The sequence below is a fragment of the Streptomyces sp. NPDC058086 genome (assembly GCF_042885015.1).
Taxonomy (GTDB): domain Bacteria; phylum Actinomycetota; class Actinomycetes; order Streptomycetales; family Streptomycetaceae; genus Streptomyces.
The window spans coordinates 101,775-121,573 of the sequence record NZ_JBHVST010000021.1; the positions used below are offsets into that span (position 1 = coordinate 101,775).

Sequence of the window (19,799 nt, forward strand, 5' to 3'; positions counted from 1 at the left end):
CAGCCAACCCGCACCCGAACACCGCACCCCAGCGGAGCGCCTACGTGGGCGATCCCGACGAAAACCGCCGCAGCAACGGAGACAACACCAGCACGGACTTGGTCCGTTCGACGAACGGCTCCCCAGCGATCCGCTCCAACACCCGCTCGAAATGCCGCATGTCGGAAGCGAAGACCTGCACCACCGCGTCCGCCTCCCCCGTGACGGTGGACGCGGCCACCACCTCCTGATACCGCTCCAGCCCCCGTTGAATGGTCTCCGGCGAGGTGTTCCGGCGGCAGTAGATCTCGACGAACCCCTCCGTCTCCCACCCCAGCGCCGCCGGATCCACCCGCACGGTGAACCCGGTGATGGCACCCGTGGCCCGCAGCCGGTCCACCCGTCGCTTCACGGCGGGCGCGGACAGGCCGACCAGTTGGCCGATGTCGGCGTAGGAGCGGCGGGCGTCCTCGGCGAGGGCGTGCACGATGCGTTCGTCGAGATCGTTCAGCACTGCGGGTGTTTCACTTTTCTGATGGCGCGAGACGGGAGCGGCGGTAGCCGTAACTGAAGTAGAACACGAGCCCGGCGGCCATCCAGACTCCGAAGACCACCCAGGTGACGGCCGAAAGGCTGCCCATCATCCACACGCACAGGGCCAAGCCGATCGCGGGCAGCACCGGCGACAGCGGCACCCGGAAGGTGCGCCGCATCTCCGGGCGCGTCCGGCGCAGCACCACGACGGCCACATTGACCAGCGCGAAGGCGAAGAGGGTGCCGATGCTGGTGGCGTCGGCGAGTTGGCCGAGCGGGATCGCGGCGGCGAGGACACCGCAGAACAGCGAGACGATCACGGTGCCCGCGCGGGGCGCGCCGGTCTTCGGGTGGACGCGCGAGAACACCTTGGGCACGAGCCCGTCGCGGGACATGGCGAACAGGATGCGGGTCTGGCCGTAGAGCACGGTCAGGACGACGCTGGCGATGGCGATGACGGCACCGGCTGCGAGCAGCGTGCCCCAGAAGGTCTGCCCGGTGACGTTCTTCATGATCTCGGCGAGCGCTGCCTCCGAGTCGTTGAACTTCCGCCAGGGCTTCGCGCCGACGGCGACGGCCGCGACGACGACGTACAGCGCCGTCACGATGACCAGCGAGAGCATGATCGCGCGGGGCAGGTCGCGCTGCGGGTTCTTGGCCTCCTCACCTGCGGTGGAGGCGGCGTCGAAGCCGATGTACGAGAAGAACAGCGTGGCGCCGGCGGCGCTGACGCCCGCCATGCCGAGCGGCATGAAGTGCTCGTAGTTGCCGGACTTGAAGCCCTGGATGCCGATCGCGCAGAACAGCAGCAGCGCGACGATCTTCACGGCCACCATGATCGTGTTGGCGCGTGCGGACTCCTTGGCGCCGCCGAGCAGGAAGGCCATGGCGAGCATCACGACGATCAGGGCGGGCAGGTTGAAGATGCCGCCGTCGCCGGGAGGTGCGGAGAGCGCGTCCGGGATGGTGACGCCGATCGTGCCGTCGAGCAGTTCGTTGAGGTACTCGCCCCAGCCGACCGCGACGGCGGCCACCGACACGCCGTACTCCAGGACCAGACACCAGCCGCAGATCCAGGCGATCAGCTCACCCATCGTTGCGTACGCATACGAGTACGAGGAGCCGGCGACCGGGATGGTGCCGGCCAGCTCGGCGTACGAGAGGGCCGAGAAGAGCGCCGTGAGGCCGGCGATCACGAACGAGAGGGTGACCGCGGGTCCGGCCTTGGGGACGGCCTCGCCGAGGACCACGAAGATGCCGGTGCCGAGGGTGGCACCGATGCTGATCATGGTGAGCTGCCACAGCCCGAGGGAGCGCCTGAGCGAGCCTCCCTCGCCCTGGCCGCCCTCGGCCACCAGGCTTTCCACGGGCTTGCGGCGCATGAGGCGCGCGCCGACACCCGGGGACGGTGCGGCGGACTCTGTGCGGGACTGCGGGGGTGCGCCTTGATCGAGCACGCGGTGGCTCCTTCGTCGCTGCCGGTCGATACGGCGGGGACCGGCGGCACCCCTGGCAGCAGGGACCCACCGAGCGGGGTCCCCGCCACGCCATGTACAGCGCTTGACCCTATGAGCCCGGGCTTCACGGGCGTAATGCAGCAACCTTGCGCATCTCCGCAAGATCGTTGCGTTCATCGCACCTCGGCGCGTGTTCGTTGCGCGGGGCCTTTCGATGGTTGCGCACGCGCCCGCACGGCGGTCCGCGGCAGGTACGCCGACGGCCCCCGTGGGCGCACCACGGGGGCCGTAAGACGGTGGAACGGGTCAGCCCCAGCTGGCGTGCAGGGGCTTGCCCTCCGCATAGCCGGCCGCGCTCTGGATGCCGACGATCGCGTTCTCGGCGAACTCCTCCAGGGAGCCCGCACCCGCGTAGGTGCAGGAGGAGCGGACGCCCGCGATGATCGAGTCGATCAGGTCCTCGACGCCCGGGCGGCCCGGGTCGAGGAACATCCGCGAGGTGGAGATGCCCTCCTCGAAGAGGGCCTTGCGGGCGCGGTCGTACGCCGACTCCTCGCTCGTACGGTTGCGGACCGCGCGTGCGGACGCCATGCCGAACGACTCCTTGTACAGGCGCCCGCTGGCGTCCTGCTGGAGGTCGCCCGGGGACTCGTACGTCCCCGCGAACCAGGAACCGACCATGACGTTGGACGCGCCCGCGGCCAGTGCCATGGCCACGTCGCGCGGGTGGCGGACGCCGCCGTCGGCCCACACGTGCTTGCCGTACTTCTTCGCCTCGGCTGCGCACTCGAGGACGGCCGAGAACTGCGGCCGGCCGACGCCGGTCATCATGCGGGTGGTGCACATGGCGCCGGGGCCGACACCGACCTTGATGATGTCCGCGCCCGCGTCGATGAGGTCCTTGACGCCCTCGGCGGCGACGATGTTGCCCGCGACGATCGGGACCTGCGGGTCGAGCGCGCGCACGGTCCTGATCGCGCTGATCATCGACTCCTGGTGGCCGTGCGCGGTGTCGATGACGAGCGTGTCGACGCCCGCGTCGAGGAGTTGCTTGGCCTTGCCCGCGACATCGCCGTTGATGCCCACGGCGGCCGCGATGCGCAGCTTGCCGTCGGCGTCGGTGGCCGGGGTGTAGAGCGTGGCGCGCAGGGCGCCCTTGCGGGTGAGGATGCCGGCGAGCTTGCCCACGGCGTCCACGGCGGGGGCATAGCGGCGGTTGGCGCCGTCCAGCTTGTTGAACGCCTCGCGCGGCTCGATGTCGGCGTCGAGGAGCAGCAGGTCCCGGGACATGACCTCGGCCAGCTGCGTGAACCGGTCCACGCCGGTGAGGTCGGCGTCGGTGACCACGCCGATCGGGCGGCCGTCCTCGTCGACGACGACGCCCGCGTTGTGGGCGCGCTTGGGCAGCAGCGCCAGTGCGTCGGCGACGGTCTGGTGGGGGGCCAGGACGATGGGGGTGTCGAGCACCAGGTGGCGTCCCTTGACCCAGGAGACGACCTCGGTGACGACCTCGATCGGAATGTCCTGCGGGATGACCACGAGACCACCGCGGCGGGCGACGGTCTCGGCCATCCGGCGGCCCGCGATCGCGGTCATGTTGGCGACGACCAGGGGGATCGTGGTGCCCGTGCCGTCCGGGGCACTGAGGTCCACGCCCTGCCGGGAGCCGACCGCTGAGCGGCTGGGCACCATGAAGACGTCGTCGTACGTCAGGTCGTACGGGGGCTGGATGTCGTTGAGGAAACGCACGTGCTGCACATCCCAGTCGATCAGAGGTGGCCCCCGGACAGGTCAGCCAGGGGGAAGAGCACGTACTTCATTGTCCCATGGCGACCTGAATGTGATGCCCGCACAGATCATCCAGGCTGGTCAGGGGGCAGTTGGTCGGATCCTCCAAGAGAGAGGACGACCGACAGCGTGGCGTCGTGCTCCTCGTAGTGCCCGGCGGCCGATTCCAGTACCTCCTGGGCGGTCTCCCACTCGTCGGGGCGGGCCTTGGCGTAGTGCCGCCAGCCGTTCACCACGATGACGCGGCCCGGGCTGGCGGGCCCCCAGTCGGGGTCGCCCAGGCAGTCCGCGAGGGCGTCCCAGTTCCGGCCGAACCATTCGGGCAGGTCGAGGGCGCGGACGCAGCGTTCCATGAAGGCCGCCTTGTCCGAGACACCGGTGAGGTCGAGCACGCTGACCTGCCATCCGACCGCGCGCGCCGCGCGGAACACCTCCGCCAACAGGCCGTCCGTCACCTCAGCACCGCCCTGAACGACTTGTAGTGATCATCGGTGTAGTAGATCTCACCGCCCTGCCCGGTGACAATGCGACGGGCTCCCCGATCCTGTGCGCCGGGCGTCTTGACCGTGTACTCGTGGTAGTAGCCGCGCTGGTGCTTGGGCAGCATGCCCTCGAAGTTTCCGAAGACGATGCCGTCCCTGGCGTACGGGAAGGGGCCGCCCTTGTCGATGAGGGCAAGCGTCGTACGAGCCTCGGCGGGAAGCCCGGCCGCGTCGACGGTCCCCATCCCGTGGGCCCAGGACGGAACCGCCGACCGGGCCGCCGACGGGGCTCCCGTAACCGCACCCGCCCCGGTACCGGCCGACTCGGTCGACGAGCAGCCCGTCAGGAGCACGCCGAAACACAGAAAAAGCCCTACGAGCGCCCGGGGCACCCACCGCACCACCACCATGCCGCCGATGCTGCCACGGGCCCCTCCACGTGGCGCGTCGATACCCCGAAGCGCCCGCCCAACGGGTCACGGCCCGTCCGGGTCCGCCCGGTTGAGGGCGGGGCGGGGGGACTGGCCCGCTGTCATCAGGTAGTCCGCGGCGGACGTGTCCGTCACCAGGCTGGTGACGAGCCCGGACCGCAGCACCGCGTCGATGGCGGCGGCCTTGCGCTGTCCGCCGGCGATCGCCACGACCTCGGGGATGCGCCGCAGCCGGTCGGCCTCGACGGTGATGCACCGCTCGCCCAGGTCACGGCCGACCCGCCGTCCCTCGGTGTCGAAGAGGTGCGCGGACATCTCGGCGGCGACACCGAGAGTGGCGTAGTGGGCGCGCTCCTCCTCGGTGAGCATGTCGTGCACCGTCGAGATGCCGGGCTCCCAGGAGCCGATCGACACGCAGGCGACCGTGACCTTGTCGAAGTACTCGAAGGCGCGGGCGATCCCCGTCTGGCTGCGCAGCGCGGCCGCGGTGGCAGCGTCCGGCAGCAGCATCGGCGCGTAGATGGGGTGGGCGTCGCCGCCCGACACCTGCGCGGCGCGCCGTACCGCCTCCACCGACCCGCGCTCCGCCGTCCCGGCGTCGTACACGCCCGTCAGCTGCACCACCGTGCACGGCGGGAGCCGGTCGAGCGCCGCCGCCATGTGGATGGTGGAGCGGCCCCAGGCCAGGCCCAGCACATCGCCCTCGTTGACCAGCTCACCGAGCAGGTCGGCGGCGACTTCGCCGAGGTTCTCGGGGTCGGGCGACTCCTCGGCATCCGCCGGGGACTCGACCACGACGGCATGGCGCAGGCCGTAGCGGGCACGCAGCGCGTCGGAGCGCTCCGCGTCCAGCTCGGCGGGCACCCGGATCTCGATCCGCACGAGATCCCGTTCGAGGGCGGTCTCCAGGACCCGGGCCACCTTGAAGCGGCTGACGCCGAACTCCTCGGCGATCTGGATCTTGGATTTGCCCTCGAGGTAGAAGCGGCGGGCCATGGCCGCCGCCTGCACCAGCTCAGCGGGTCCCATCCGCATGGCTGACCGGCCCGCCGACATACCCGACACGGCGATCTCCTCACTGCTGTTCACACTCTGGATTCGCCGTTCATCCTCGCAGATCCGGCGTACTTGATCAGCCCAGATGGGCGGCGTTCACGTTCCCTTTGGTCAGTGGTCGCACGCCCACGCCGCTTGGGCCGTCGCACCCTGAGCCTGGGTGCGCAATGCACGTACCGCCTGGGCCGGATCCGCGGCCCCGTACACGGCCGAACCGGCGACGAAGACGTCCGCGCCCGCCTCCGCGCACCGCTCGATGGTGGACGCCGACACCCCGCCGTCGACCTGAAGCCACAGCTCGAGGCCGTGCTTGCTGATCAGCTCACGGGTGCGGCGGATCTTCGGCAGCATGATGTCCAGGAACGCCTGGCCACCGAAACCGGGCTCGACCGTCATGATCAGCAGCATGTCGAGCTCGGGAAGCAGGTCCTCGTACGGCTCGATCGGGGTCGCGGGCTTGAGCGCCATGGAGGCGCGGGCGCCCTTGGCCCGGATCTCGCGGGCGAGCCGCACCGGCGCGGCGGCCGCCTCGGCGTGGAAGGTGACGGAACCGGCACCCGCTTCCACGTACTGGGGCGCCCACCGATCGGGGTCCGCGATCATCAGATGGCAGTCCAGCGGCGTGTCCGTCGCACGGGCCAGGGACTCCACGACCGGCACACCGAGCGTGAGGTTCGGAACGAAATGGTTGTCCATGACGTCGACATGGAGCCAGTCCGCGCCCTCCACCGCCTGTGCCTCCTGGGCAAGACGGGCGAAGTCCGCGGACAGAATGCTGGGGTTGATCTGCACGGCCATGCCCCAAGCCTGCCATGCCCCGGGCCGGTTGCTCTCCTCGGTCCGGCTCCTGGACCGTACCTGAGACATACCTGAGCCATACCCGCGCCATACCCGCGCCGTGTCCGAGCCGCACCGGGGCGGCGCCGGGACCGTCGCGCGGATGTCGCGCCCCGCAGGTCGGGGTGCCGCCCGGTCGTTCAGCCGCGGGCGAAGGCCAGCAGGTCGGCGTCGAAGACGTCCTTGAACGGGGCGACCATCGACAGACCGTGCGGGGCACCCGGGTACACCTTCAGCGTGGCGTCCTTGACGATTTTCGAGGACTTCTCCGCGGCCGCGACGATGGGCACGATCTGGTCGTCGTCGCCGTGCGCGATCAGGGTGGGGACGTCGAACCGCTTCAGGTCCTCGGTGAGGTCGGTCTCGGAGAACGCCTTGACGCAGTCGTACGAGCCCTTGATCCCCACCTGCAGGGACCACAGCCAGAACGCGTCCCGCGTGCCCTGGGACACCTGCGACCCGGGCCGGTTGGCACCGTAGAAGGGCGCGCTGAGGTCCTCGTAGAACTGCGAGCGGTCGGTCGCGACGCCGTTGCGGATCTCGTCGAAGACCTCCAACGGCAGCCCCTCGGGGTTCGCTTCCGTCTTGAGCATCAGCGGGGGGATCGCGCCGAGGAGGACGGCCTTGGCCACCCGTCCGGTGCCGTGGCGGCCGATGTAGCGCGTCACCTCACCGCCACCCGTGGAGTGGCCGACCAGGATCACATCGCGCAGATCGAGCGCCTCGATCAACTGCGCCAGGTCGTCCGCGTACGTGTCCAGGTCGTTTCCGTCCCACGGCTGCCCCGAACGTCCGTGGCCGCGACGGTCGTGTGCGATCGCACGGAAGCCGTTTTCGGCCATCATGCGGACCTGGGGGTCCCAGGCGTCGGCATTCAGCGGCCAGCCATGGCTGAACACGACCGGCTGCCCCGTACCCCAGTCCTTGTAATAGATTTCCGTGTCATCCTTCGTGGAAATGAAAGGCATGGCATATTTCTTTCGATCGAGTTACGTGCGAGATCTCTGCGAGTCACGTGCGAGATACCTGATCGGCTGAAATGCATGACGGGAATTTCACGCTACCCGACACGCCGCTTTTCCGCGCGGTACGCCTCCAGCAGGCGGAGCCACACCTCACTCGCGGTGGGGTAGCTGGGCACGACATGCCACAGCACGGGCAGCGGCACTCTCGCGACAATGGCCGTCGTGGCGGAGTGGACGAGTTCCGCGACGCCCGAGCCGACGAACGTCGCGCCCACCACCGTGTCGGTACCCCGGTCGATGACCAGTTTGGCGCGCCCGAGGTAGTCCTCGCGCATCACATACGTGCCGGCCAGCGCGGCCATGTCGTACTCGACCGCTGCCACGTCGAGTCCCGCCGCGCGCGCCTCCCGCTCGGTCATGCCGGCCGATCCGACCTCCGGGTCGGTGAAGGTGACCTGCGGGTTGCCCCGATGTCCGTCGGCGGAGCCCGGCGCGCCGGGTTCCGCCGCGGCCGCCGGCCCTTGCGTGGCACGGGCGGCGATCACCTCACCGGCGATCCGCGCCTGGTACTTGCCCATGTGGGTCAGCAGCGCACGTCCGCAGACATCACCTACCGCGTACAGCCAGTGCCCGTCCACCGCCCGCACGGCCTGCTCGTCGTCGACCTCCAGAAAGCCGCCGTCGGGGCATCCCACCGACGACAGGCCGATGTCCTGGGTGTTCGGCGTACGGCCGGTGGCGAGCACCAGTTCGTCGGCGACGAGCGTGCTCCCGTCGTCCAGCCGGACGGTGACCTCGCCGCCGTGCGGCAGCCCGACTCCCGTGTCACGGGGATCGTCGCGCCGCACCTCGGTGATCGACCTGCCGGGAAGCAGCCGCACCCCCGCGGCCGTCAACTGGCCACCCACCATGCGCCCGGCGAAGGGTTCCGACCGGGCCAGCAGGCCGGTGCGCCGGTACACGACGCTCAACTCCTCGACGCCCAGCGCCCTCAGCCAGGTCGCCGCCTCGCACGCGACCACCCCGCCGCCCAGCACGACGACCCGGCGTGGCACCTCGCGCAGATTGGTGACGTCGCGGGACGTCCACGGGCGTGCCTCGCTCATGCCGGGGATCGTCGGCACGGTGGTGCAGGAGCCCGTGTCGATCACCACCGCGTGCCGTGCGGTCAGCACACGGGTGCCGTCGGCCGCCGTCTCCACCGCCACCGAGCGCTCCCCGGTGAGCCGCCCGTACCCGCGCACCACGTCGATGCCGACGCCGAGCGCCCAGTCGATCTGCGAGGAGTCGTCGAGGCCGTTCACGACGGTGTCCCGGCGGGCCAGTACCGCCCGCACGTCCAGTTCGCGCCCGCTCAACAGCGAGGACACACCCGGCACATGCCGTCCGCTGCCCAGCACCTCGGCCGGGCGCAACAGGGCCTTGCTGGGCATGCAGGCCCAGTACGAGCACTCGCCACCCAGCAACTCCGCCTCGACCAGCACCGCGTCCAGACCGGAGAACTGCGTGGCGTACTGTGCCGCGTTCTCCCCGGCCGCGGCGCCGCCCAGGACGATGACGTCCCATTCGGAACGATCGGGATCCACACGCGCTGCCATCATTCACGCCCTCAGATACGAGAATGGTGAACTCGGAGGATTCGGCGATGGCTCTCGTATTGCGCTCGGACGAGGGTTACCACTCGTCGTCCTACTCCGCTTCTGCCTTTTCTCCGAATACGAGAAAGGGTACGCCTTCTGGCTGTTCTTGGCGCTGGGAGAGGTCACGCCGTCCGGCGGATCAGCGCCAGATACATGGCGTCCGTACCGTGCAGATGTGGCCACAGCTGTACGTCGGGGCCGTCGCCCAGCGCCGGTACGCCGGGCAGCAGCGGGCGGGCGTCGAGGAGTTCGGCGGAGCCTGTCTCATAGTGCTTGAGGACGTCGTCCACGACCGCGCGGGTCTCGGCGAGGTGCGGCGAGCAGGTCGCGTACCCGACGACGCCGCCGACCCGCACGGAGTCCAGCGCCGTGCGCAACAGCCCGCGCTGGAGGGGCGCGAAGCCGTCCAGGTCCTCGGGACGGCGCCGCCAGCGGGCCTCGGGACGGCGGCGCAGGGCACCAAGGCCCGTGCAGGGCACGTCCATGAGCACCCGGTCGAAGGTGCCGGGCAGCCACGGCGGACGGGTGCCGTCGGCGGCGATGACCTGGTAGGGGCCGGGATTGCCCGCGAGCGCCTTCGCCACCAGGCCCGCCCGGTGCGGCTGCTTCTCCGAGGCGAGCAGCGCGGCGCCGCGCTCGGCGGCCAGTCCGGCGAGCATGGCGGCCTTGCCGCCGGGGCCCGCGCAGCCGTCCAGCCACGTCTTGTCCCGGCCGTCGAGCGGCGCGTTCGCGAGAGCGAGCGCCACCAGCTGGCTGCCCTCGTCCTGGACGCCCGCACGTCCCTCCCGTACGGCGTCGATGGCACCGGGTTCGCCGCCCTCGCTGAGCCGCACGGCGTACGGCGACCAGCGCCCCGGCAGCGCGCATTCCTCCCCGAGGACGCCGAGGAGTTCGTCGGCGGTGGAGCGCCCGGGCCGGGCCACGAGCGTCACCTCGGGCCGCTCGTTGTCGGCCTCGAGCAGGTCCTCGATCCCGGCACGACCGCCGCCCAGCGCGTCCCACAGCGCCGAGACGACCCAGCGCGGGTGCGAGTGCACGACGGCGAGGTGGTCCTCGGGGTCCTCGTCGTAGGGCGGCGCGACCTGCTCCAGCCAGGCGTCGAGATCCTGCCGGGCGACCTTGCGCAGCACGGCGTTCACGAACTTGGCGCGCCCGTCGCCGAGTACGACGCGGGCGAGTTCGACGGAGGCGGACACGGCGGCGTGCGTCGGGATGCGCGTGCCGAGCAGCTGGTGCACGCCGAGGCTGAGCACATCGAGCACGGGTGGATCGACTTCTCGCAGCGGCCGGTCCACACAGGCCGCGATGACGGCGTCGTACGTCCCCTGCCGGCGCAGCGTCCCGTACACCAGCTCGGTGGCCAGCGCCGCGTCCCGCCCGTCGAACTTTTCCGGTCCCTCCTTCTCGCGCGCCTTGCGCAGCAGCGGCGGCAGGACGAGGTTCGCGTACGCGTCGCGCTCGTCCACGGCCCGCAGCGCCTCGAAGGCGAGCATGCGGACCGGGTCCTTCTGGGGGCGGCGATAGGGCTTGCCGGGCTTGCGCGGCCCACGGGACTGCTCACTCACGAAAAAGGTGCTCCGGATCCTGGATGGTTCGACCCCTCCAGCCTACTTCCGGACGGACGTGGCCGGCCTGACGGCCCACGTGCCCGGCTGTCCGGGCCGAGCGCCGTGCCCGGTGCCCGTCGGGGCCGTGTCCGGATTCAGCCCCTCCCCGCCGTCCGTGGCGGAGCCTGTCGACTCGTGCTGCCCGTAACCGAGTGCCACGCGCGCGTGCGGGCGCGGCGTACCCTCGACGACCGGCTCGACCGGGACGGGACGGTGCGTCAAGCTCCCGCGCCACCAGGGGAGTTGTACAACGGAGGAGGTGCGGGCCGTCGCCATACGACCGTGTGTCAGGCCCCGAGCCGCTCCCCGGAGGCGATGCGCACCCCGCGCGCCCAGTCGGCCGCGCGCATCGGCTTCTTGCCCTGGGCCTGGACCCAGAGCAGTTCCACGGCGTACGAGCCGGTCCCGACGTACACGTTGTTCTTGCCGACGGACAGCTCGGCCGGGGCGAGGTCGGTGCGCTCGGGCACGGGCGTGGCGTGGATGAGCTTGAGCCGCTCGCCGCGGAAGGCGGTCCAGGCGCCGGGCGCGGGCGTGCACCCGCGCACCATCCGGTCGACGCGCAGCGCCGGTGCGGACCAGTCGACATGGGCGTTCTCGACGGTGATCTTCGGTGCCAGGGTGATGCCGTCGGCAGGCTGCGGTACGGCCTTCAGGGTGCCGTCCTCGATGCCGTCCATGGTCGCGACGAGCAGGCCGGCACCGGCGAACGCGAGCCGGGTGAGCAGGTCCCCGCTGGTGTCGGTACGCCGGACCTCCTCGGTGACGGTCCCGTACACCGGCCCCGAGTCGAGCCCCTCCTCGATGAGGAAGGTGGAGGCACCGGTGATCTCGTCCCCCGCCATGATCGCGTGCTGCACGGGGGCGGCGCCGCGCCAGGCGGGCAGCAGGGAGAAGTGCAGATTGACCCACCCGTGGGCGGGCACGTCGAGGGCGACCCGCGGCAGCAGCGCCCCGTACGCCACCACGGGACAGGCGTCGGGCCCGATCTCCCTCAGCCGGGCCAGGAAGTCCTCGTCCCGCGGCTTGACCGGCTTCAGCACCTCGATGCCGGCCTCCTCCGCCCGTTCGGCGACCGGACTCGCGACAAGCCGCCGTCCCCGGCCGGCGGGCGCGTCGGGCCGCGTGACCACGGCGGCCACCTCGTGCCGCCCGGAGGCGATCAAGGCGTCCAGTGCGGGAACGGCGACCTCGGGGGTACCTGCGAAGACGAGCTTCATGGGTGACGGCTGGCCTCTCGGGCGGGAACGCTTCAGGGCCCTGCACCCTCGCCGGTCCGGACGGGGTACGGGGCAGCGCACCAGTCTATGCGGCGCGACGGCTCGGCGGCTCGGGGGTTTGACGGGCGACACCTCGAACACACGAACACACGAACGGGCGAACAGGCGCCGAAGACCGAGGCGAGACAACGGTGCCCCGGGGGCGTACGCCCCCGGACGCGCCCTGTGCATATTCTCTTACGCCCCCGCAGCGTGACCACTCACCCGCAAACGCGTTGGTCAAGAGAGAGTTGACCACAACGGGCCGCGATCGCGGCCCGATCCTTTTCAACGCCGGTTCGAGAGGCTTGTTCATGGCCGACCACGCAACCCACGACGCCCAGGCTCGGGCCAGCCTGCACTTGCTGGTGCGGGACATCGAGCGGGTCCGCCGGCAGGTGGACGCACTGCGCACGCTCACCGCCCAACTGGGCAATGTCTACCGTCCGCGCCGCTCCGGCCCCTCCGCGGGCTTCGTCGTCTACGGACGCGCCCCCGCCCCGACCGTCCGCCTCGCGCAGGAGCTGCGGGACAGCGTCGAGACCCTGGTCACGGCCGCCGTGGACTTCGACCGCTCCCTCGGCTTCTCCTGGGACGCAGTGGGCTCCGCCCTAGGGGTCACCAAGCAGGCGGTGCACCGCCGATACGGCGCCCGCCGCGCCGCCGCGCAGGCCGCCGCCGAGGCCGAGCGCTCCACGGAGACCTCGGGCACCCGCACGGTCGCCGTCAACACGGGCATCCCCACGGTCCCCACGGTCCCCGCCGCCCGCTCCATGCCGACCCAGCCGACCGCGGGCAGCCCCACCCTTCGGGACGAGGTCAGGCCCACGGCGTTCCCGGGCCCCCGCAACGGCTGACCCCACCTCTCGCCTGCCTCCCGGCACCGTCGAAGCCGGGAGGCGGCCCAGGTCGGGGCAGCTCGGACAGGGGGCGGACCAACGCTCGTCACCCGATGTCCGGCGGATCGATCCGAATCCGTACCGGCTCACTCCCGCCCCGCGCCATCCGCGCCGTCTGGGCGGCCTTCAGCGCGGCCGCCAGCGCCGCCCCGCTGCCCGGCGGCACCCGGACGAGCGCCCGCTCCCACTGCTCCCCCGGCGGCGGCGCCCCCACCCGCCGCGGCCCTCCGGCCTGCGTGACGGGCAGCGGCACCGGCCCCAACATCTCCGCATCGCCCGGAAGCTCGACCACGGCGAGAAACCCGGCGAGCGCCTCCGCCGTACCGGACACGGCCGCCATCCGGGACACCGGTGGAAACCCCAGCTCGGCCCGCTCGGCGAGCTCCCGCACCGCGTGTCCGACGGGATCCCACCGTACGAGCGCCTGCACGGGCCGAAGGGTCGGCTCCGCGACGACCACGACCGTGCCCCCGGCTCCCTGCCCGCGGACCAGCGCCGCCGCGCCGATCCACCGTCGCAGCGCGTCCTCGCCGGCCCGCAGATCGGGCCGCGACAGCATCGTCCAGCCGTCGAGCAGCAACGCGGCCGCGTACCCGCCCTCGGCGACGGGCTCGGCCCCCGGGGTGCTCACGACGAGCGCGGGCGCACCCGGGACCGTGTCGAGCACCTGCTCGCGCCCCGACGTCCGTACGGGCACGGCCGGAAACGCCCGCCCCAGCTCCTCCGCGGTCCGCCGCGCGCCCACGACCTGGGCCCGCAGCCGGAACCCACCGCACTCCGGACAGTGCCAGGCCGCCTCGTCCCGCCCGCACCACGTGCACAGCAGCGCCCCGGCGTCCCGCGCCTCCAGCGGTCCCGCGCAGTGCCGGCAGCGAGCCGGAGCCCGACACTGCGCACAGGCCATCCGCGGTACGTACCCACGCCGGGGCACCTGCACCAGTACGGGCCCATGCCGCAGCCCGTCCCTCACCACCTGCCAGGCGAGGGTCGGCAACCGGGCGGCCCGCGCCGCCTCGTCCCGCGCGAGATCCCCGTCCCCCACGGTCCGCACGAGCGGCGCGCTCGCCCGCACCTGCTCCCGCTCGGCGACCAGCGGCAGCGCCCACCCGCTCTCGACCAGTTGCGCGGCCTCGACCGTGCAGCCCCAACTCCCCAACAGAAAAGCGCACTTGTCATGGGCGGCCCGCAGCAGCAGCACTTCCCGGGCATGCGGCTGCGGCGCGTGCTGCTCGCTGTGGCTGTCGTCGCCGTCGTCCCAGATGACGACGAGCCCCAGATCCCGTACGGGCGCGAACATGGCGGCCCGGGTCCCCACGACGGCCCGTACGGACCCACGCCGCACGGCCAGCCACTCCCGGTAGCGCTTCTCGGGCCCGGCCTCGGCCGTGAGCACCGCGTGCTGCCCCTCCCCCAGCACGGAGGACAGCGCGGCATCCACCCGTGTGACGGCCCGGCCGTCCGGCACGACGACGAGCGCGCCCCGTCCCGAGGCGAGCGTCGCGCCCACGGCTCTGGCGATCTCCTCGGCCCAGCCGGGCCCCGGCAACGCGTTCCACACGGCCCGCGGTGCCCCGGCCGCGGCGAGCGACTCGAGAAAGGCCGCCCCCCGCCCGTACCGCGTCCAGGAACCGGTCTCGGGCATACCGGGCGGAGGAAGCGGCGCGGGCGAGGGCTTCTGCTCGGCCCGCGCGTTGCGCGGCGGGACCGCGAGCTGCAGCACGTCCGCGAGGCTCCCCGCGTACCGGTCGGCGACGGCGCGCGCGAGTCCCAGCAGCTCGGGCCCGAGCACGGGCTCGGGCGACACGACCTGCGCGAGCGCGGCGAGCGGCCCGGAGTAGTCGGACTCGGCGAGGCGCTCGACGAGGAACCCGTCGATCAGCCCCCCGCCCTCACGACGGCCCTCCCGCACCCGATGCCGGCCGGCCCCGAACCGCACCCGAACCCGCACGCCCGGCTGCGCCTCGGCGTCCAGCTCCTCGGGCACGGCGTAGTCGAAATACCGGTCAAGGTGCAGCACACCCTTGTCGACGAGAACCCGTGCGACAGGCAACTCCTCGGCGAGCTTCGCCCCCCGCCATGTCCGCGGCTTCGCCTTGGGCGCCCTGGCCTGCCGGACCCCTTCCCGAATCAACGCAAGCTGCTCGGGCGGCGCGCCCTCCGCGCCGCCCTCACCCCACCCGTTCGCGCTGCTCACAGCAACATTCCTACCAGACCCCACTGACACCGCCGCGCGCCCGAGATCAGGCCGGCCACGGATCACGAACGCCCCGAGGGCGCTTCTGCCATGGACCACTCGGCCATACCGGTCCAAGGACCGGCAGCAGGATTCGAACCTGCGAGGGGATCACACCCCGGAAGTACCCGTGACCATCGCACCGGACGCCACGACGTCAGTTCTCCCGAGTTCCAAGCGGCAGCGGACCATGATCCAGAATCACCGCGCGCCCTGGGCGCACTCCACCGAAGTAACCGCAGCCATCGCACCGGGAGACCTCGACCCTACGAACCGCGACCCCACCCGCACCACCGATTTACCCACCCGGCAGCACCGGCCCCACCCGGCAGCACCGGCCCCTCCCGGGTTGTCCGCGGGGGAAACGGTGAGGCCCGGCGCCCCCGAAGGGGTACCGGGCCTCACCGTGCAAGCGTTGCTTACAGACCGACGGCCTTGCGCAGGGCCTCCACGCGGTCCGTGCGCTCCCACGTGAAGTCGGGCAGCTCGCGGCCGAAGTGACCGTAGGCGGCCGTCTGGGAGTAGATCGGGCGCAGCAGGTCGAGGTCGCGGATGATGGCCGCCGGGCGGAGGTCGAAGACCTCGGCAATGGCGGTCTCGATCTTCTCGGCGTCGACCTTGGCGGTGCCGAAGGTCTCGACGAAGAGACCGACGGGCTCGGCCTTGCCGATGGCGTAGGCGACCTGGACCTCGCAGCGGGAGGCGAGGCCCGCGGCGACGACGTTCTTGGCGACCCAGCGCATGGCGTACGCGGCGGAGCGGTCGACCTTGGACGGGTCCTTGCCGGAGAAGGCGCCGCCGCCGTGGCGGGCCATGCCGCCGTACGTGTCGATGATGATCTTGCGGCCGGTGAGGCCGGCGTCGCCCATCGGGCCGCCGATCTCGAAGCGGCCGGTCGGGTTCACCAGGAGGCGGTAGCCCTCGGTCTCCAGCTTGATGCCGTCGTCGAGGAGGGCCTTGAGCTCCGGCTCGACCACGAACTCGCGGATGTCGGGGGCGAGGAGGGACTCGAGGTCGATGTCCGACGCGTGCTGCGAGGAGACGACGACCGTGTCCAGGCGGACCGCCTTGTCACCGTCGTACTCGATGGTGACCTGGGTCTTGCCGTCGGGGCGGAGGTAGGGGATCGTCCCGTTCTTGCGGACCTCGGACAGCCTGCGCGAGAGCTTGTGCGCGAGGTGGATCGGGAGCGGCATCAGGTTCGGGGTCTCGTCCGTCGCGTACCCGAACATCAGGCCCTGGTCGCCGGCACCCTGCCTGTCGAGCTCGTCCTCGTCGCCCTCGACCCGGTTCTCGTACGCCGTGTCGACACCCTGCGCGATGTCGGGCGACTGCGAGCCGATCGACACCGAGACACCACAGGAAGCTCCGTCGAAGCCCTTCTTCGACGAGTCGTAACCGATCTCCAGGATCTTGTCGCGGACCAGCTGGGCGATCGGCGCGTACGCCTTGGTCGTGACCTCGCCGGCCACGTGCACCAGGCCGGTCGTGATCAGCGTCTCCACGGCGACCCGGGACGTCGGGTCCTCACGCAGAAGCGCATCGAGAATGGTGTCACTGATCTGGTCAGCGATCTTGTCGGGGTGACCCTCGGTCACGGACTCCGAGGTGAACAGGCGACGGGACACAACGCTCCCTGTGGTTGCAGCGGCTGCTGGCTGATCATTGGTGGACGGGACGAGAGCTGCGCTCGGCGTCGTCCGAGAACAGTTTATCGGTCGCACTCGCCCACAGGCCCCCCTGTCTCGCTTCTCGGAAGCGCTGTGACCTGCGGCACGGGCATTCTGCGCCATGACGATCGTTCTCCACCAGGGTCGCCACGGGCGATTTCACGCTGATGGACGCGGCAGCTGGGGGTAATGAGACATTCACACCAGGCGGCGTCCCACCAGGTCCCACACCGTCTCGGCCAGAGCCTCCTTGGGTCCGTACGGCACCGGGGTCTCACTGCCGTCGGCCCCCAGCACCACGGCCTCGTTCTCCTCGGAACCGAAGGTCTTGCGCTCCCCCACCTCGTTCACGACGAGAAGATCGCACCCCTTGCGCGCCAGTTTCGTACGACCGTTGGCGAGGACGTCGTCCGTCTCGGCGGCGAAACCGACGACCACCTGGCCGGGGCGGGGACGGTCCGCCGAGATCTCCGCGAGGATGTCCGGATTGCGGACCAGAACGATCGGCTCCGGTTCCTGGTCGTCCTTCTTCTTGATTTTTCCGGCCGCGTACGAGACCGGGCGGAAGTCCGCCACCGCCGCCGCCATCACCACGACGTCGGCGTCCGAGGCCGCCTTGAGGACCGCCTCGCGCAGCTGCACGGCCGTCCCGACCTGCACCACGTCCACGCCCGCCGGGTCCGGCAGTCCGGTGTTCGCGGCGATCAGCGTGACCCGGGCACCCCGCGCGGCCGCCGTGCGCGCCAGGGCGTAGCCCTGCTTGCCGGAGGAACGGTTGCCGAGGAAGCGGACGGGGTCGAGGGGCTCTCGGGTGCCTCCGGCGCTGACGACGACGTGGCGGCCGGCGAGATCGGGCTCGGTCACGCCGCGGGCGAGCACCCGGCGGCAGACCTCGAAGATCTCCGCGGGGTCGGGCAGCCGTCCCTTGCCGGTGTCGACACCGGTCAGGCGTCCCACCGCGGGCTCGATGACAACGGCGCCGCGGCGGCGCAGCGTCGCCACGTTCTCCTGGGTGGCCGGGTGCTCCCACATCTCGGTGTGCATGGCGGGCGCGAAGACGACCGGGCAGCGGGCCGTGAGCAGGGTGTTGGTGAGGAGGTCGTCGGCCAGGCCGTGGGCGGCCTTGGCGAGCATGTCGGCCGTCGCGGGAGCCACCACCACCAGGTCCGCGTGCTGTCCGATGCGGACGTGCGGGACCTCGTGGACGTCCGACCAGACCTCGGTGGAGACGGGGTGGCCGGAGAGCGCGGACCAGGTGGCGGCGCCGACGAAGTGCAGCGCGGAGTCGGTGGGGACGACACGAACGTCGTGGCCCGACTCCGTCAGCCTGCGCAACAGCTCACAGGCCTTGTACGCGGCGATGCCACCGCTGACCCCCAGCACGACCTTGGGCTTGTCCACCGTCTCTCCCCGAGCTCGGAAACGTACGACTCCATGACACACCACAGGCCCGGCGGTCGCGCCGCCGGGCCTGGGATGAGCGATTGAACGACTACTGCGCGGGGCCCTCTACGGCCTCGGACGTCAGCAGACCCGCATTGATCTCGCGCAGGGCGATCGACAGCGGCTTCTCGTGGACGTGGGTGTCGACGAGCGGACCGACGTACTCGAGGAGGCCCTCACCGAGCTGCGAGTAGTACGCGTTGATCTGACGGGCGCGCTTGGCCGCGTAGATCACGAGGCTGTACTTCGAGTCTGTGGCCTCGAGGAGCTCGTCGATCGGAGGGTTGATGATGCCCTCGGGAGCGGTGATGGAAGAGGACACGCTCTGCCTTCCGAAAGGTGGAAAATGACCTGAAAGATCAAACAACTTCCGTCAAGGCTAGCAGCTCACGCGCCACGTCCTCGACGGAGGTGTTGACCAGGGTGACATCGAACTCCGGCTCGGCCGCCAGTTCGATCTTGGCCGCCTCCAGGCGGCGCTCGATCACCTCGGGCGGTTCGGTGCCCCGTCCGGTGAGCCTGCGCACCAGCTCGTCCCAGGAGGGCGGAGCCAGGAACACGAGCAGGGCCTCCGGCATGGACTCGCGGACCTGCCGTGCGCCCTGGAGGTCGATCTCCAGGAGAACGGGCACACCCGATTCCAGGTGCTCCAGGACGGCGGCACGCGGCGTCCCGTAGCGGTTGCCGGCGAATTCGGCCCACTCCAGCAGCTCGCCGTTGGCGATCAGCTTGTCCATCTCCTCGTCGGAGACGAAGAAGTAGTGGACTCCGTGCTTCTCACCGGGGCGCGGCTTGCGGGTCGTCGCCGACACCGAGAGCCAGACCTCGGAGTGTTCCTTGCGCATATGGGCGACGACCGTGCTCTTGCCGACCCCAGAGGGGCCGGAGAGCACGGTCAGCCGCGGACGTTCACTCATGCAGCGATTATTCCAGCAATCCCGGTGTGCCCAGGACTCAGGCGCCGGAACCGCCGAACTCACGCTCCAGAGAAGCGATCTGGTTCGAACCGAGGCCGCGTACGCGGCGGCTCTCGGAGATACCGAGTCGCTCCATGATCTGCTTGGCGCGGACCTTGCCCACGCCCGGCAGGGACTCCAGGAGAGCGGAGACCTTCATCTTGCCGATGACGTCGTTCTCCTGACCCTGCTTGATGACCTCGTGAAGCGAGGCGCCGGAGTGCTTGAGTCGATTCTTGACCTCGGCCCGCTCCCGGCGAGCCGCGGCGGCCTTTTCGAGCGCGGCTGCGCGCTGTTCAGGGGTAAGGGGCGGAAGAGCCACGCCTACGTCACCTCGGATGTCGAACTGTCGGATACGGACCGGTGAGGAACCTAGTCGCCCCACACCTGGGGAGCTACGAGCAACACGCTTGCCCGTTCTCCCCCCACTGCCTTGAAGAGCGTGGGGGGTGCCCCACTCGACGGAGACTAGCGGGCAAGTGCGCCAGAGTCAGCGAGAACAGCGGAAAAGTCCTGGTCAGCCTCCCTGGAGCCGGACATTTGAGACATACTGCCCCGGATTT

Annotated in this window: 18 protein-coding genes; 1 reads left to right on the forward strand and 17 read right to left on the reverse strand. The window is 71.0% G+C overall.

Going from position 1 to position 19,799, the window contains the following annotated elements; translation table 11 throughout:
* Positions 1–40 precede the first annotated feature (40 nt).
* The 11 genes from ACFVWD_RS18960 to fmt form a co-directional block, all read right to left on the reverse strand.
* Positions 41–493 (reverse strand): Lrp/AsnC family transcriptional regulator, encoded by a 453-nt coding sequence (locus ACFVWD_RS18960; protein ID WP_015661832.1) that lies wholly within the window; start codon positions 491–493, stop codon positions 41–43.
* A gap of 10 nt (positions 494–503) precedes the next feature.
* Entirely contained in the window at positions 504–1,970 is a 1,467-nt protein-coding gene (locus ACFVWD_RS18965) for an amino acid permease (RefSeq protein WP_389597418.1), read from the reverse strand.
* Positions 1,971–2,276: 306 nt separating this feature from the next.
* Positions 2,277–3,719, reverse strand: a complete 1,443-nt coding sequence (locus tag ACFVWD_RS18970) for a GuaB1 family IMP dehydrogenase-related protein (protein WP_389597458.1) — start codon at positions 3,717–3,719, stop codon at positions 2,277–2,279.
* A 107-nt stretch (positions 3,720–3,826) separates the two neighbouring features.
* Positions 3,827–4,213 (reverse strand): barstar family protein, encoded by a 387-nt coding sequence (locus ACFVWD_RS18975; protein ID WP_389597420.1) that lies wholly within the window; start codon positions 4,211–4,213, stop codon positions 3,827–3,829.
* The gene (locus tag ACFVWD_RS18980) at positions 4,210–4,647 is read right to left on the reverse strand and encodes a ribonuclease domain-containing protein (protein ID WP_389597459.1); all 438 of its coding nucleotides are present in this window, start codon (positions 4,645–4,647) and stop codon (positions 4,210–4,212) included. The genes ACFVWD_RS18975 and ACFVWD_RS18980 overlap by 4 nt, the downstream gene beginning before the upstream one ends.
* A 69-nt stretch (positions 4,648–4,716) precedes the next feature.
* Positions 4,717–5,760 (reverse strand): sugar-binding transcriptional regulator, encoded by a 1,044-nt coding sequence (locus ACFVWD_RS18985; protein WP_389597422.1) that lies wholly within the window; start codon positions 5,758–5,760, stop codon positions 4,717–4,719.
* Positions 5,761–5,838: 78 nt separating this feature from the next.
* A complete protein-coding gene (rpe, locus tag ACFVWD_RS18990; RefSeq protein ID WP_389597424.1) occupies positions 5,839–6,525 on the reverse strand; it encodes a ribulose-phosphate 3-epimerase in 687 nt (228 codons plus the stop codon).
* Positions 6,526–6,704: 179 nt separating this feature from the next.
* Complete coding sequence (locus ACFVWD_RS18995; RefSeq protein WP_389597426.1) at positions 6,705–7,532, reverse strand: alpha/beta fold hydrolase; 828 nt, start codon at positions 7,530–7,532, stop codon at positions 6,705–6,707.
* Positions 7,533–7,624: 92 nt separating this feature from the next.
* Entirely contained in the window at positions 7,625–9,130 is a 1,506-nt protein-coding gene (locus ACFVWD_RS19000; protein WP_389597428.1) for a dihydrolipoyl dehydrogenase family protein, read from the reverse strand.
* 161 nt (positions 9,131–9,291) lie between these two features.
* Positions 9,292–10,734: an RsmB/NOP family class I SAM-dependent RNA methyltransferase gene (locus tag ACFVWD_RS19005; RefSeq protein ID WP_389597429.1), complete on the reverse strand. Its 1,443-nt coding sequence runs from the start codon at positions 10,732–10,734 to the stop codon at positions 9,292–9,294.
* 329 nt (positions 10,735–11,063) lie between these two features.
* On the reverse strand, positions 11,064–11,996 hold the full coding sequence (gene fmt, locus ACFVWD_RS19010; RefSeq protein ID WP_389597431.1) for a methionyl-tRNA formyltransferase: 933 nt from the start codon (positions 11,994–11,996) through the stop codon (positions 11,064–11,066).
* Positions 11,997–12,349: 353 nt separating this feature from the next.
* Here fmt and ACFVWD_RS19015 point away from each other — a divergent pair, with 353 nt between their 5' ends.
* Positions 12,350–12,892, forward strand: a complete 543-nt coding sequence (locus tag ACFVWD_RS19015; protein WP_067366048.1) for a hypothetical protein — start codon at positions 12,350–12,352, stop codon at positions 12,890–12,892.
* An 88-nt stretch (positions 12,893–12,980) separates the two neighbouring features.
* On the opposite strand, the gene ACFVWD_RS19020 is transcribed toward ACFVWD_RS19015, so the two are convergent.
* The 6 genes from ACFVWD_RS19020 to ACFVWD_RS19045 form a co-directional block, all read right to left on the reverse strand.
* Positions 12,981–15,128, reverse strand: coding sequence for a primosomal protein N' (locus tag ACFVWD_RS19020; RefSeq protein ID WP_389597433.1), 2,148 nt, complete (start codon positions 15,126–15,128; stop codon positions 12,981–12,983).
* A 458-nt stretch (positions 15,129–15,586) separates the two neighbouring features.
* Entirely contained in the window at positions 15,587–16,795 is a 1,209-nt protein-coding gene (gene metK, locus ACFVWD_RS19025; protein ID WP_389597435.1) for a methionine adenosyltransferase, read from the reverse strand.
* Positions 16,796–17,035: 240 nt separating this feature from the next.
* Positions 17,036–18,238, reverse strand: a complete 1,203-nt coding sequence (coaBC, locus tag ACFVWD_RS19030; protein ID WP_389597437.1) for a bifunctional phosphopantothenoylcysteine decarboxylase/phosphopantothenate--cysteine ligase CoaBC — start codon at positions 18,236–18,238, stop codon at positions 17,036–17,038.
* Between the two features lie 91 nt (positions 18,239–18,329).
* Positions 18,330–18,602 (reverse strand): DNA-directed RNA polymerase subunit omega, encoded by a 273-nt coding sequence (gene rpoZ / locus ACFVWD_RS19035; RefSeq protein WP_003982715.1) that lies wholly within the window; start codon positions 18,600–18,602, stop codon positions 18,330–18,332.
* 37 nt (positions 18,603–18,639) lie between these two features.
* The gene (gene gmk / locus ACFVWD_RS19040) at positions 18,640–19,197 is read right to left on the reverse strand and encodes a guanylate kinase (RefSeq protein WP_389597439.1); all 558 of its coding nucleotides are present in this window, start codon (positions 19,195–19,197) and stop codon (positions 18,640–18,642) included.
* A gap of 37 nt (positions 19,198–19,234) precedes the next feature.
* On the reverse strand, positions 19,235–19,558 hold the full coding sequence (locus ACFVWD_RS19045; protein WP_016638838.1) for an integration host factor: 324 nt from the start codon (positions 19,556–19,558) through the stop codon (positions 19,235–19,237).
* Positions 19,559–19,799: the final 241 nt, after the last annotated feature.

Bases quoted from the DNA above. Each gene is read 5' to 3' on its own strand.
- rpe (WP_389597424.1), bottom strand. From the start codon at position 6,525: ATGGCCGTGCAGATCAACCCCAGCATTCTGTCCGCGGACTTCGCCCGT.
- ACFVWD_RS18995 (WP_389597426.1), bottom strand. From the start codon at position 7,532: ATGCCTTTCATTTCCACGAAGGATGACACGGAAATCTATTACAAGGAC.
- ACFVWD_RS19000 (WP_389597428.1), bottom strand. From the start codon at position 9,130: ATGATGGCAGCGCGTGTGGATCCCGATCGTTCCGAATGGGACGTCATC.
- fmt (WP_389597431.1), bottom strand. From the start codon at position 11,996: ATGAAGCTCGTCTTCGCAGGTACCCCCGAGGTCGCCGTTCCCGCACTG.
- ACFVWD_RS19015 (WP_067366048.1), top strand. From the start codon at position 12,350: ATGGCCGACCACGCAACCCACGACGCCCAGGCTCGGGCCAGCCTGCAC.
- gmk (WP_389597439.1), bottom strand. From the start codon at position 19,197: ATGAGTGAACGTCCGCGGCTGACCGTGCTCTCCGGCCCCTCTGGGGTC.